Genomic DNA, 12,601 nt, shown 5'->3' with positions numbered 1-12,601 from the left:
GTGCAGTATAGCATGGGCCCGCTTTGCTTTTGTTAGCCCTGCGTTCAGGAGGGTTAACGGCGGCAAAACCCGCTGATTCTAGGGGGGTGATATGTGTGCACCATGCGTGCACCATGCGTGCACCGCCCCGACAGGGTATGTGTTAACAGAAATTAAGTTAATGTGGCGTGCGCTTATCGGAGTGTGACAGCAGCGCGCGGTCCTTCGGGGCCGCACCCGACGTTTGGGGGCGGACGAAAGATCGCATTTTCGCTTTGCGAAAATACGACCCGCTGGGGGCCAGCCCCCAGACCCCCGGGATATTTAGGGAAAGAAAAAGACAGGCGAAGCCTCGGGACAGGACTGATTAATTTTGCCAGACCCTTTGCCGAACCCGATGGGCGCCTGTGGCTCTGCGTCGCAGCGGCTCTAACCGCTTGAAAAGGAGTCTAGCCTTATTTGCGCACCCGGAACCGCTGATTTCACGTCATCAAAGGCGCGGGTAATGCAAGATGAATGGCCCTGAGCCTAGGCTGTGAGCGCGCGGGCCTGACGGAAGGAGAGCAGGCGTTTGCCGTCTTCGTCCCAGAGGTGCATCCGCACCGAGGCGAGGCTTTCGCGGATTGTCATGCGGTTGATCTCGGCGAGCTCCACGTTTTCACGCAGGACTTCTGGCAGGCGGTAAAACGGGATACGCGCGTAGAGGTGATGCACATGGTGGATGCCGATGTTGGCGCTGAACCAGTTGATCCATGCGGGCAGAATATAATGTGAGCTGCCATAGAGGGCGGCGTCGTGCAGGTCCCAGTTTTCGTTGTGGTCCCATGTTGTCTCTTCGAACTGGTGCTGAACGTAGAAGAGCCACATTCCCGCTGTTGCGGCGAGGAGGGTTGAGGGCACAAAGATCAGCAGGATCGGTGCCCAGCCGCCGAAAGCGTAGAGCGTGCCGAGAATCGCGAGAATCGCCAGATTGGTCAGCATGGACGACACCCAGTATTTGGGTGTTTTTGAGAGGCCGACGGGGAAGCGTTGCTGAATGAAGAAGAGGTAGGCCGGGACGAAACCGAAGAGGAAGAACGGATTGCGATAGGCGCGGTATTGGAGCTTCCAGAGCGGTGAGAGGGCCTGATATTCGGCGACTGTGAGGGTGACGATATCGCCTATGCCGCGCTTTGCCAGATTGCCATGGGAGGAATGGTGAATGGCATGGGTGCGGCGCCACACGTCATAGGGCGTCAGTGTTACCACGCCGATGACGCGGCCGACCCAATCGCTTGCGGTGCGATTTTTGAAGAGCGAGCCATGGCCGCAGTCGTGCTGGATTGTGAACAGGCGTAACAGGAACATGGCGATCGGCACCGAGAGCGCCAGTGTGAGCCAGTAACTGACCGAGAGGGAGGCCCAAGCCAGCGCCCAGAGGGCGAGGAACGGCAGGGCCGTCACCACCAGCTCGAAATTGCTGCGTGCGGCATTGGGCTCGCGGAATTTGGCGAGGGTGGACACCCAGTCTTTGGCGGATTTGGCTTTGGCTGTCTGCTCGGTCGGGAAGGCGGATGCGATATTCATACGTCTCTGTCTTATTTATGGTTCAGGAAACGCATAAAGCAACGTGGCCCTGAGGGAAGGGCAAATATGGTTTTTTTGGCAATACTGCGCTGAAAAGTAGCTTTTTGGGGGCAGATTTTGGCGCTGTTGTCCGTTTTGGGCGTGATCAGGCCTTGGGGAGGCCTTGGTAGACGTAGCTCGATGTGGCGACATCGCCATGCCAGATGTAGAGCGACATGAAGGCTTCGGCGCCTGTGCGCGTGGCGTGCGGGAGCATGAAGGGGTGGTGGGCGCGACCGCCTGTGCGCAGGGGCGCGTAGGGGGCATCGCCGCGCATCCAGTCGGCTTCGCCAGCGAGCATGACGAAGATTTCTTCGGCCGCGTGGGTGCGCAGGCCATATTCGAAGTTTGGCCCTATGCCGTAGAGGCCGAGGCGCACCGTTTCGCTTGGCGCGAGGCCTTCTGGCCCGACGAGTTCGACATGGACCTTGGCTGTGCTGTGAGCGATGTAGGCGGGGTCTGTCGAGGTATGGGGCGGGGTCCAGTCAAACGGGGTCTGGGCTATGAGGGCGCAGACGGGGTGAGCATCGGGGGCTGACATGACCTTGAGCACAGCGGGCGGCAGGGGTGTTGACTTGGTCTGCGGGCGGGCCTGTGGGGCGGCTTGGCGCAGGGCGGTCGCGCCGGCGTGTTCTATGGGCTTGGGGCCGTCTAGGGCATCGGCGAGTTTGAGGAACAGCTCTTGAAGGGACATGGGGGCATCCTGTGTTGGCGTGGTTGTCCAGAGGCTAGACTTCGCCGTGAGACTGTCTTTGCGGTTTGCGACACTTTGGCGGGGCGCATCAGAACAGTCTCTAAACAGGCGTAACAGCTCCTTAAAGAGGCAGTTTGTGACGGGCGAGCTTGTCGTAAACGGGCAGGGCGGCGGCGAGGAGGTCTTTCTGTTTGGCCGTTTCCATCACGGGGAGCGGCCCCTCGGGGCCAGCGAAACCTGTGGAGGCGTGGACCGCATTATACCAATGCGACGCCCAGATGCCGTCGGAGGCGTGACCGCCTTTGGGCCAGTGGAGCATGGCGCGATCAAAGGAAAGGTCGAGCGCGGCGCAGAGCTTTTTGAGCATGGCTTCGGGGGCTGTGCGGATATCGGCGCTGTCGATGACAAGAGGGTTATGGCCCTTGGCGCGGAGCCTTTCAAACAGCTCGAGCTGTTGGGAGAAGCCGATATCGGCAAGGCCGAAGCCTTCATATTTTGCGCCGAAGCTGGCTATGACGCGGGCGGGATGGCGGATCAAAAAGACGTTTTTGACGCTGAGCATCCAGTCGCGCGGGACGGTGGGCAGCATATGTTGGCACATATGCTTTTGGTAGAAATGTTTCGCATTGGCCTTTGTTAGAGACTGAATGACCTGATCTGCGTCTTGTGGCTGGGATGCGAGGACCTCTTCGCGCATGGGGTGTGTGAGGCCCGTTTCGCGCAGGTAATGGGCATAGAAGGGCTCATCGACCACAGCGAAATCGGCGCGGTTGCCGAAGCTATACATGAGCGCGGTCGAGAGGTTGCGCGGGCCTGACCACATTGCGATTTTGGTCATGCGCGGGCCTCGATCAGCGCTTTGTAGAGTGCGCGGATGCGCTGTGTGACAGGGCCCATTTCGCCTGTGCCAATGGGGCGGCCGTCGATTTCGCTCACCGGGGTTTGTGCGCCGAATGTGCCTGTGAGGAAGGCTTCATCGGCGCCGTAGGTGTCAACGAGGCTGTAATTGCGCTCGAACACGGGGATATCGTTGGCGCGGCACAGATCGATCACTTTCTGGCGGGTGATGCCGTTCATGCAGTAGTCGCCTGTGCTTGTCCAAACGGCGCCTTTGCGCACGATAAAGAAGTTGCAGGCGTTGGTTGTGTTTACGAAACCGTGGACATCGAGCATGAGGGCTTCGTCGGCGCCAGCCTTTTCGGCGGCGATACAGGCGAGGATGCAGTTGAGCTTGGAATGGGAGTTGAGCTTGGGATCCTGCGTCATGGGGAGGCCGCGCTGGTGGGGGACCGTGGCGAGACGGATCGGGCGCGGGATTTTGGGCTGGGAGTGCTCCATGATGATTGTGATGGTCGGGCCCTGGCGGCTGAGCGAGGGATGCTGGAAGGGGCGGGTTTTGACGCCGCGCGTGATCATGAGGCGGGCGTGGGCGTCTGTGGTCATGCCATTGGCTTGTTGTGTCTCTAACAAGGCGGAAGAGAGCTCTTCACGGGTCATGCCGATCTCTAGATCAATCGCTTTGGCGGCCTCAAAGAGCCTGTCAAAATGTTCATCCCAGAAGGCCCATTGGCCGTTGTAAAGGCGCAGGCCTTCCCAGACGCCATCGCCGAGCATGAAACCGCTGTCATAGACACTGACCAGCGCCTCGGCTTTGGGCACGCAGCGGCCGTTGAGCCAGATCAGGATCTCTTCGTTGCGTGCATCTTCTTCGGCGGCGTGGGTTGTTATTTTGTCACTCATGTTTCGGCCTCTCACGTTTCGGAGACCAGTAGTAACCTCTCTGTGAGGGCTGTCTACAGGGGAGTGATTAGGCGCTAGGGTCGAGGCATCTTTAGCAGGAGTGAAAGCTATGATGTGCTGTGTGAGAGAAATGAAGGCTTTGATGCTGGCGGTGTGTATTGCGCTGGCGGTTGTGATGCAGGCGGTGATGGCCCATGCGGGGCCGCGTGAGGAGATTGTTGTGGCTGGCGGGTGTTTCTGGTGTGTGGAGTCCGACTTTGAGGCTGTGCCGGGTGTGATTGAGGCTGTGTCGGGCTTTGCGGGCGGGACATCGACAAACCCGACATATAAGGACCATACGGGGCATTATGAGGTGGTGAAGATCACTTTTGATGCGGGCATGATCAGCCGCGACGAGATTTTGCACAAGTTTATGCGCTCGATTGATCCGACGGATGCGGGCGGGCAGTTTTGTGACCGTGGGCCTGCGTATAAGACGGCTTTGTTTCACGACGGGGCCGAGCAAAAGGCCGCTGCCGAGGCGGCTGTGAGCGCAGCGGAGGCGGATTTGGGGCGCAAGATTGTCACCAAGATTTTGCCGCTGAACGGGTTTTACCCTGCGGAGGACTATCATCAGGATTATTACAAGAGTTCGGATCTTGTGCTGACGCGGGCGGGGCCGAAGTCTAAGGCGAGCGCCTATAAGTTTTACCGCAAGGCCTGTGGGCGGGATGCCAGAGTGAAGGCCCTTTGGGGCGCGGCGGCGCCTTTTGCGGGATAATCGAATTTGCTTTGCAAATCCGACCAAGGCGAGGGGCGCTGCCCCTCGCGCTCCCCGGGATATTTCAGGCAAAAAGAACGGCTGATCAGGCTTGCGCTTTTAGGAAGGCTTCGACCTCGGCGCGGGGGGGAATGGCATCGGCAGTGCCTCTTTTTGTGACTTTGAGGGCTGACGCCGCTGCGGCGAGGTGGAGGGCGTCTTGCAGGCTTTGGCCCTCGTGGAGGGCGGCGGCGAGATAGCCTGTGAAGGTGTCACCTGCGCCTGTTGTGTCGAGCGCTGTGACGGGGAAGGCGGGGAAGCGTGTTTTGCCTTTGGATGTGAGGGCGTAGCCGCCTTTTGCGCCTTCGGTGACGACGATCGTTTCGGGGGGCAGACCGGCTGTGTTTGTCGCCTTGGAGAGTTGTTTCATCTCAACGGCGTTGAGGATGAGAATATCGGTGAGCGGCAGGAGCGTCTTGGTCGTCTCGGCATGAAAGGGCGCGGCGGAGTAGAGGACCGTGAGGCCAAGGCTGCGGGCGAGTGTGGCCGCTTCCAGCGCGAGATTGGTCTCGTTTTGGAGGAGAAGCATATCGCCGCGTTTTGCGGTGAGTAGGGCCGCTTTTAGCCTTGTTAGAGACTGTTTTATATTGGCGCCGGGGAAGACGGTTATGGCGTTTTCGCCCTTTGGATCGACAGTGATGATGGCGTGGGCCGTGGGGGCTGTGACCTCGGCGATATGGGTGGTGTCGACGCCGAGGGCTTTGAGGCGCGAGGTGGCCCAAGCGCCATCGGGGCCGACGGCGCCGATGTGCACCACGCGCGCGCCCGCTTGGGCGGCGGCGACAGACTGGTTTGCGCCCTTGCCGCCGAGGCCTGTGCTGTGGCTCTTGGCGAGGAGGGTTTCGCCCGGCGCGGGGAGGTGAGGGACCTCGTAGACGTGGTCAAGGTTGATCGAGCCGAGGCAGAAGAGCGTCATGGCCTAGCCGACCTTGCAGGCAGCGAGCACGGCCATGTTCAGGATGTCATTCACTGTCGAGACGGTGGAGCAGATCTGGATGCTTTCATCAATGCCAGCGAGGATCGGGCCGATCACGGTTGCGCCTGCCATTTCCTGCATCAGCTTTGTGCTGATGGAGGCGGAGTGGCGCGCGGGGACAACCAGGATATTGGCCGGACCTGTGAGGCGCGAGAAGGGGTAGCTTTTTTGCGCTTGAGCATTCAGGGCGACATCGACTGTCATCTCGCCTTCATACTCGAAATCCGCGCCACGGGCTTCTAGAACGCTTGGTGCCTTGTGCATCTTTTCGGCGCGCTCGGAGCGCGGGTAGCCGAATGTGGAGAAGCTGACGAATGCGACGCGCGGCTCAAGGCCCAAGTGGCGGGCGACATCGGCGGAGCGCTCGGCGATTGTGGCGAGGTCTTGCTCGTCGGGCCATTCGTGGACGAGCGTATCGCCGACAAGGACAATGCGGCCTTTGTGCAGGAGGGCTGTGACGCCGACGGCGCCTGCTTCGGCGCTTGCGTCAAACACCATGTTGATGCGCTGCATGACGTGGGCCGACTTGCGGGTGGCACCTGTGATGAGGCCTTCGCCGTGGCCGTGGGCGAGCATCAGTGCGGCGAAGACGTGACGGTCGCGCGCGGCGAGGCGGTGGACATCGTGGCGGTCAAACCCCTGACGCTGGAGGCGCTTGTAGAGGAATGCCTTGTAGTCTGCCAAGTGGGGCGAATTGGCGGCGTTGACGATTTCGAGCTCGCCGACGGCGTCGGCCATGCCTTCTGCTGTGAGCTTGGTTTTGACATCATCCTCACGGCCAACGACGAGGGCACGGCCCATGCCAGAGCGCTGATATTGGACGGCGGCGCGCAGCACGCGGGGATCATCGCCCTCGGCGAAGATCATTGTCGCCTGATTTTGACGGGCGCGGGCGTTGAGGCTGCGCAGGATCGAAGCTGTCGGATCCATCCGCGATTTGAGGGAGGCCTCATAGGCGTCCATATCAATGATCGGGCGGCGGGCGACGCCTGTGTCCATGCCTGCCTTGGCGACGGCGGGGGGGATCACATAGATCAGGCGCGGATCAAAGGGTGTCGGGATGATGTAGTCGCGGCCGAAGCTGAGCTTTTTGCCATAGGCCATGGCGACCTCATCGGGGACATCTTCGCGGGCCAGTTTGGCGAGCGCTTCGGCGCAGGCGATTTTCATTTCGTCGTTGATGGCGCGGGCGTGGATATCGAGCGCGCCGCGGAAGAGATAGGGGAAGCCGAGGACGTTGTTCACCTGATTGGGATAATCCGAGCGGCCTGTGGCGACGATCACGTCTTCGCGCACGGCGTGGGCCTCTTCCGGGGTGATCTCGGGGTCGGGGTTGGCCATGGCGAAGATGACTGCGTTTTTGCCCATGGAGGCGACCATCTCTTGCGTGACCGCGCCTTTGGCGGAGACGCCGAGGAAGACATCGGCGCCATCCATGGCTTCGGCCAGAGTGCGCGCAGGCGTGTTGGCGGCGTGGGCGGATTTCCACTGGTTCATGCCTTCGGTGCGGCCCTGATAGATCACGCCTTTGGTGTCACAGAGGATGCAGTTGTCGTGACGCGCGCCCATGACTTTGATCAGCTCGATACAAGCAATGCCTGCTGCGCCCGCGCCGTTGACGACGATCTTGACGTCTTCGATTTTCTTGCCCGAAATCTGGAGGGCGTTGAGCAGGCCGGCGGCGCAGATCACGGCTGTGCCGTGTTGGTCGTCGTGGAAGACGGGGATATCCATCTGTTCTTTGAGGGTCTGCTCGATGATAAAGCATTCGGGGGCTTTGATGTCTTCGAGGTTGATGCCGCCGAAGGTCGGACCCATGAGGCGGACGGCGTTGATGAACTCGTCGGGGTCTTCTGTGTCAAGTTCAAGGTCAATCGAGTTTACGTCAGCGAAGCGTTTGAAAAGCACGGCCTTGCCCTCCATCACGGGCTTGGAGCCGAGCGCGCCGAGATTGCCGAGGCCGAGGACGGCTGTGCCGTTGGAGATCACGGCGACGAGATTGCCTTTGTTGGTGTAGTCATAGGCCAGCTCTGGGTTGGCGGCGATGTCTTCGCAGGGGACGGCAACGCCCGGAGAATATGCAAGAGAAAGATCCCGCTGGGTTGTCATAGGGACAGTGGCCTGCACCTCCCATTTGCCAGGTGTTGGCTCAAGGTGAAAGGCAAGGGCGTCTTCGCGGGAGATCTTCTGCTTGGTCATATTGGGCCTGTTTCAGTGGTGGATTAAGATGGGGTCGGGCAGTCATAGCCTTTGTCGGCGCTTCTCTCAAATGAATTCAGACTTTCGGCTTTCGCGCGGGCGCTGGGCGGATTAGTTTGGCCGCAACCATTCGGGGGGATGAGCCTGTGAGCGCTGCCAAGCCAACTGTGACGCCAATGATGGCGCAGTATCTCGAGATTAAGGGGAATTACCCCGAGGCGCTCTTGTTTTATCGCATGGGCGACTTTTACGAGATGTTCTTTGACGATGCTGTGGCGGCGGCCGAGGCGCTTGATATTGCGCTCACGAAGCGGGGCAAGCACGAGGGTGAGGATATTGCCATGTGTGGTGTGCCCCATCATGCGGCGGAGAACTATCTTTTGACGCTTATTCGCAAGGGCTTTCGTGTGGCTGTGTGCGAACAGCTGGAAAGCCCTGAAGAGGCCAAGAAGCGCGGCTATAAGTCAGTTGTGCGGCGCGATGTTGTGCGACTTGTGACGCCCGGCACGCTGACAGAAGACAGCCTTTTGGAGGCGCGGCGCAACAATTTTCTGGCGGCTTATGTCGAGATCAGGGACGCGGCGGGGCTGGCGTGGCTTGATATGTCGACAGGCGACTTTCGGGTCATGGAGCTGAGCCGTGTGCGGCTTGGGCCAGAGCTGGCGCGGCTTGCGCCGAGCGAAATTGTCTTTGCCGATGCGCAGTTTAACGAGCTTGCGCCGCTGGCGGAGGAGCAAGGCGTCGCTGTGAGCGAGCTGGGCAAGGCGAGCTTTGACAGCGAGGGTGCTCAAAAGCGGCTCTGTGCTTTTTTTGAAGTCGAGACGCTGGAGGCCTTTGGCCAGTTTTCGCGCGCTGAAGTTTCGGCGCTGGGGGCTGTGCTTGATTATCTGGAGATCACCCAGAAGGGGAAGCTGCCGCTTTTGGCGGCACCCGTGCGCGAAGTGGCGGGGCGGGTCATGCAGATTGATGCGGCGACGCGGCGCAATCTTGAGCTGACGCGCTCCATGCAGGGGGCGCGCGCTGGCTCGCTTTTGGGCGCGATTGACCGCACGTTGACAGCTCAAGGCGCGCGGCTTTTGGAGCGGCGGGTGTCTTCTCCCTCGTGTGATGTGGCCGAGATTGCGGCACGGCTCGATGCTGTGAGCTTTGGGCTGGCTGACACAGGGTTTCTGGCCGAGACGCGCGACAGCCTGCGCCATGTGCCAGATATGGAGCGCGCGCTTTCAAGGCTGGGGCTTGAGCGCGGCGGGCCGAGAGACTTGGCGAGCATTCGCAACGGCCTCGCGAAAGCGGGCGATATAGGCTCTAATATGGCGCAACTTAAGCTTCCGGTGCTTTTGAAAGAGGCGGGTGAAAAGCTTTTGGGGCATGATGCACTTGTTGATCTTCTAGATGCGGCGCTTGTGGCGGAGCCGCCTTTGTTTGCCCGCGATGGCGGGTTTGTAGCGAGCGGCTATGACGAAGAGCTCGACGCCAGCCGCGCCTTGCGCGACGAGGGGCGCGGCGTGATTGCCAAGATGCAGGCGGAGTATGCTGCCGATACGGGGATTGCCGCGCTCAAGATCAAGCACAACAATGTGCTCGGCTATTTTATTGAAGTCACGTCGACCCATGCGGAGAAGATGCTGGGCGCGCCGCTCAACGAGCGCTTTAAGCACCGCCAGACCACGGCCAATCAGGTGCGCTTTACCACGCCTGAATTGAGCGAGATGGAAACGCGGATCCTCAATGCGGGCGGACGCGCGACCGAAATCGAACTGCGGATTTTTGGCGAGCTGCGCGGCGCTATTCTGGCGGAGCAGGAGGCTGTCTTTGCGGCCACCGGGGCGCTGGCCGAAGTTGACCTTGCGCTTGGCTTGGCGAGCATCGCGCGCGAGGAAGACTGGGCGCGACCGACTGTGGACATGAGCCACGCGCTTGAGATCAGCCAAGGGCGCCACCCCGTTGTGGAGCACGCCTTGCGGCGGCAGGGTGGCGCGAGCTTTGTGCCCAATGACTGTGCACTGGCCGAAGACGACCAGCTTTGGCTTTTGACGGGGCCGAACATGGCGGGTAAATCGACCTTCTTGCGCCAGAATGCGCTGATTGCTGTTTTGGCGCAGATGGGGAGTTATGTGCCTGCTGTGGCGGCGCGTGTCGGGATTGTGAGCCAGCTTTTCAGTCGTGTCGGCGCGTCTGATGATCTGGCGCGGGGGCGCTCGACATTCATGGTCGAGATGGTGGAAACCGCTGCGATCTTGAACCAAGCAGACGAGCGCGCGCTTGTTATCTTGGACGAGATCGGGCGCGGCACGGCGACCTATGATGGCCTCTCGATTGCTTGGGCGACGCTGGAGCATTTGCACGAAAGCAACAGCTGCCGCGCGCTTTTTGCGACGCATTATCACGAGATGACGCAGCTCTCTGACAAGCTTGAACGCTGCTCCAACGCCACTGTCATGGTGAAGGAGTGGGAGGGCGACATCATCTTTTTGCATGAGGTACGCAAGGGCGTTGCAGACCGCTCTTATGGCGTGCAGGTTGCCAAGCTTGCGGGGCTGCCCGAGAGCGTGATTGCGCGGGCGCGGGTTGTGCTGGATGCGTTGGAGAAGGGCGAGCGGGAAGGCTCTGCAAAGGCGGTTATTGACGATTTGCCGCTGTTTAGTGCCGCACCTGCGCCTGCGCCCGTGAAGGCGAAAGCGAGCGAAGTCGAGGGGGCTTTGGCTGAAATCTTCCCCGACGAGCTGACCCCGCGCGAGGCGCTTCAAGTCTTGTATGACTTGAAGGCTAGGCTGGACGCGTAACGCTGGCTTAAAACTCTTTTCCTGTCAGGTGTTCATACATACCCCAACCGCAGACGCAGTAGCGTTTGCCCGAGATATTGGTGTGGTAGTAGACGTAGCCGCCTTTGGCCTCGAGCCTTGGCTTCATGCGATTGTAATTGTTGAGAGCGTCATGAGTGCGGATGTGGAACGTATAGCCGCAGGCGTTTACCTTGTGGATGCCTTGATCGTTTTGCAGGGTTTGGGCGTTGGTTCCATCGCTCAAAATCGGGAGGCCCTGAAGCTCTAGCGCAGACGAAAAAGTAGCGGGACCGATAAGCGCCGCAGCCAAGGCGAGTGTTTTGATTAGTCTCATGTGTTTCTCCAAGTGATACTGCGTGGGCGAAGCGGCCCACAGAACGTATTGTAATATCACTATGTGTTCCTGGCTCTGATCTGGCTCAATAAGCGGGGCTGCCCCTGCTAGGCGATCTGTTTGAGATCCGTCAAGAGCGCATCGGACATGGCGAGCGCGTGGTTGAGCCGCGCTTGGGGCATATCGGGGTGTTCGACTTTGATCAGGGTTTCAAAGCAGATGAAGTAGGGCAGGAAGCCGTTTTCTTCTTGGTCGGACAGTTGAAAGCGCTGTGCGAAGGCCTCAAAGGCGGCGGCATCAACACCGAAGCGGCGCGCTCCGGACGGAAGCATCCCGCGGCGCGCCATATGAACGAGCGCGCGGGCGATGTCTTTGTAGAGTGGCGCGTGATTGGTTGCGCCGAGGTCTATGCCTGTGAGCGCTTCGCCGTCCCAGAAGAGATTGTTGAGGTGAAAATCACCATGGGCCAGCGCGACGCGCCATTCGGGAAAGTCGATCTGACGATAGAGCTTTTTCATCTTTTGAAGCACGCGGGCCTCAACGGCGCGCAGGCTGTCGTGCGGCTGTTGTTCGGCGGCTTTTTCGGCCCAGCTGCGCCATGGGCGGCGATTGGGCGGGCGTGCCTCGATGCTTGGCGCGGTGAACTTGTAGAGCCAGTCCGCCGAGAGCGCTATGGGGGCGGCGCGCTCTTCAGGGGGCAGACGCCAGAGCGCTGTGAGCAGGCCTTCGCCCTTGGCGAGCGCGGTGATTGTGAGGCCCGCTTCGGGAGCGTGAAAGAGCGGGGCCTGAACCGTGAGGGGGGGTGTGTTCATATAGGGCCAGACGCGGGCCAGCTCGTCCCATTCTTGCGCGGCTGTTTTCTGCGCCTCGGGAGAGAGCGCGAGGCGGAACACGGCCTCCTGCCCCTGAAAGCGGCCTTGAAACACGGCGTGACGGTTTGGCACGAGGTGCAGCGCCGCGCCGATGCTATAGGCGTGGCCCTCAAGAGCGATGGATGTGACATGGGTGAGCTTGTCCAAAGCGGCGCGGGCCGCTTCGGGGAAAAGCTCAATGTTACTCGTCTCAACCACTGTCATGGGATGAGCATATGCGCGGGCGGTTGTGAATTGAACCCCAAACGAAGCGCCTGTATGGTCGGGGAAATTGAGCTGGAGAGACGCATGAGCGAGACACCTGTTACCGAGATGAGCTTTGAGGCGGCGATGGCCGAACTTGAGAAAGTTGTGGGCCAGCTTGAGCGGGGCGATGTGCCCTTGGATGACAGCATCAAGCTCTATGAGCGCGGCGCGCTTTTGAAGAAGCATTGCGAAGGCAAGCTTAAGGATGCGGAAGAAAAAGTCGCCGCGATCACGCTGGACAGCGAAGGCAACCCGACGGGGACAAAGCCGCTTGACGTTGATTGAACCACTGGGCTTTGAGGCGGCGCTGAGGCGGGCGCAGAGCCTGATGCGGCACGCGCCGGGAGAGCTTTTTGAAGCGGCGAAGTCGCGAC

The 12,601-nt window shown here is 60.3% G+C and carries 11 protein-coding genes; 3 read left to right on the top strand and 8 right to left on the bottom strand.

What is annotated here, in order from left to right:
- Positions 1-507: 507 nt before the first annotated feature.
- The 4 genes from ACTF58_RS01265 to ACTF58_RS01250 form a co-directional block, all read right to left on the bottom strand.
- Positions 508-1,545 carry a fatty acid desaturase gene (locus ACTF58_RS01265; protein ID WP_438990146.1) on the bottom strand — a complete coding sequence of 346 codons (1,038 nt, stop codon included), beginning with the start codon at positions 1,543-1,545 and terminating at the stop codon, positions 508-510.
- A 145-nt stretch (positions 1,546-1,690) separates the two neighbouring features.
- On the bottom strand, positions 1,691-2,278 hold the full coding sequence (locus ACTF58_RS01260; RefSeq protein ID WP_438990145.1) for a dimethylsulfonioproprionate lyase family protein: 588 nt from the start codon (positions 2,276-2,278) through the stop codon (positions 1,691-1,693).
- A gap of 121 nt (positions 2,279-2,399) precedes the next feature.
- On the bottom strand, positions 2,400-3,116 hold the full coding sequence (locus ACTF58_RS01255; protein WP_438990144.1) for an HAD family hydrolase: 717 nt from the start codon (positions 3,114-3,116) through the stop codon (positions 2,400-2,402).
- Positions 3,113-4,018, bottom strand: coding sequence for a D-amino acid aminotransferase (locus ACTF58_RS01250; protein ID WP_438990143.1), 906 nt, complete (start codon positions 4,016-4,018; stop codon positions 3,113-3,115). Before ACTF58_RS01250 ends, ACTF58_RS01255 begins: the two co-directional genes overlap by 4 nt.
- A 109-nt stretch (positions 4,019-4,127) precedes the next feature.
- Here ACTF58_RS01250 and msrA point away from each other — a divergent pair, with 109 nt between their 5' ends.
- On the top strand, positions 4,128-4,778 hold the full coding sequence (msrA, locus tag ACTF58_RS01245) for a peptide-methionine (S)-S-oxide reductase MsrA (RefSeq protein ID WP_438990142.1): 651 nt from the start codon (positions 4,128-4,130) through the stop codon (positions 4,776-4,778).
- Between the two features lie 85 nt (positions 4,779-4,863).
- Here the strand turns inward: msrA and ACTF58_RS01240 are convergent, their stop codons facing one another.
- Together ACTF58_RS01240 and ACTF58_RS01235 are read right to left on the bottom strand one after the other, a co-directional pair.
- Positions 4,864-5,733 (bottom strand): ribokinase, encoded by an 870-nt coding sequence (locus ACTF58_RS01240; RefSeq protein WP_438990141.1) that lies wholly within the window; start codon positions 5,731-5,733, stop codon positions 4,864-4,866.
- 3 nt (positions 5,734-5,736) lie between these two features.
- Positions 5,737-7,992: an NADP-dependent malic enzyme gene (locus tag ACTF58_RS01235; RefSeq protein ID WP_438990140.1), complete on the bottom strand. Its 2,256-nt coding sequence runs from the start codon at positions 7,990-7,992 to the stop codon at positions 5,737-5,739.
- 176 nt (positions 7,993-8,168) lie between these two features.
- Here ACTF58_RS01235 and mutS point away from each other — a divergent pair, with 176 nt between their 5' ends.
- Positions 8,169-10,775 carry a DNA mismatch repair protein MutS gene (mutS, locus tag ACTF58_RS01230; protein WP_438990364.1) on the top strand — a complete coding sequence of 869 codons (2,607 nt, stop codon included), beginning with the start codon at positions 8,169-8,171 and terminating at the stop codon, positions 10,773-10,775.
- Between the two features lie 7 nt (positions 10,776-10,782).
- Here mutS and ACTF58_RS01225 read toward each other — a convergent pair whose 3' ends face one another.
- On the bottom strand, positions 10,783-11,109 hold the full coding sequence (locus ACTF58_RS01225; RefSeq protein ID WP_438990139.1) for a hypothetical protein: 327 nt from the start codon (positions 11,107-11,109) through the stop codon (positions 10,783-10,785).
- 107 nt (positions 11,110-11,216) lie between these two features.
- Positions 11,217-12,185, bottom strand: a complete 969-nt coding sequence (locus ACTF58_RS01220; RefSeq protein WP_438990138.1) for a phosphotransferase — start codon at positions 12,183-12,185, stop codon at positions 11,217-11,219.
- Between the two features lie 84 nt (positions 12,186-12,269).
- Between ACTF58_RS01220 and ACTF58_RS01215 the strand changes: the two genes are divergently transcribed.
- Positions 12,270-12,512 carry an exodeoxyribonuclease VII small subunit gene (locus ACTF58_RS01215; protein ID WP_438990137.1) on the top strand — a complete coding sequence of 81 codons (243 nt, stop codon included), beginning with the start codon at positions 12,270-12,272 and terminating at the stop codon, positions 12,510-12,512.
- Positions 12,513-12,601: the final 89 nt, after the last annotated feature.

This window comes from Lentibacter sp. (assembly GCF_965657785.1).
In the GTDB taxonomy this organism is placed as follows: domain Bacteria; phylum Pseudomonadota; class Alphaproteobacteria; order Rhodobacterales; family Rhodobacteraceae; genus Lentibacter.
The sequence above is the reverse complement of the archived record's forward strand: the minus strand, read 5'-3'. Positions and strand labels throughout refer to the sequence as shown.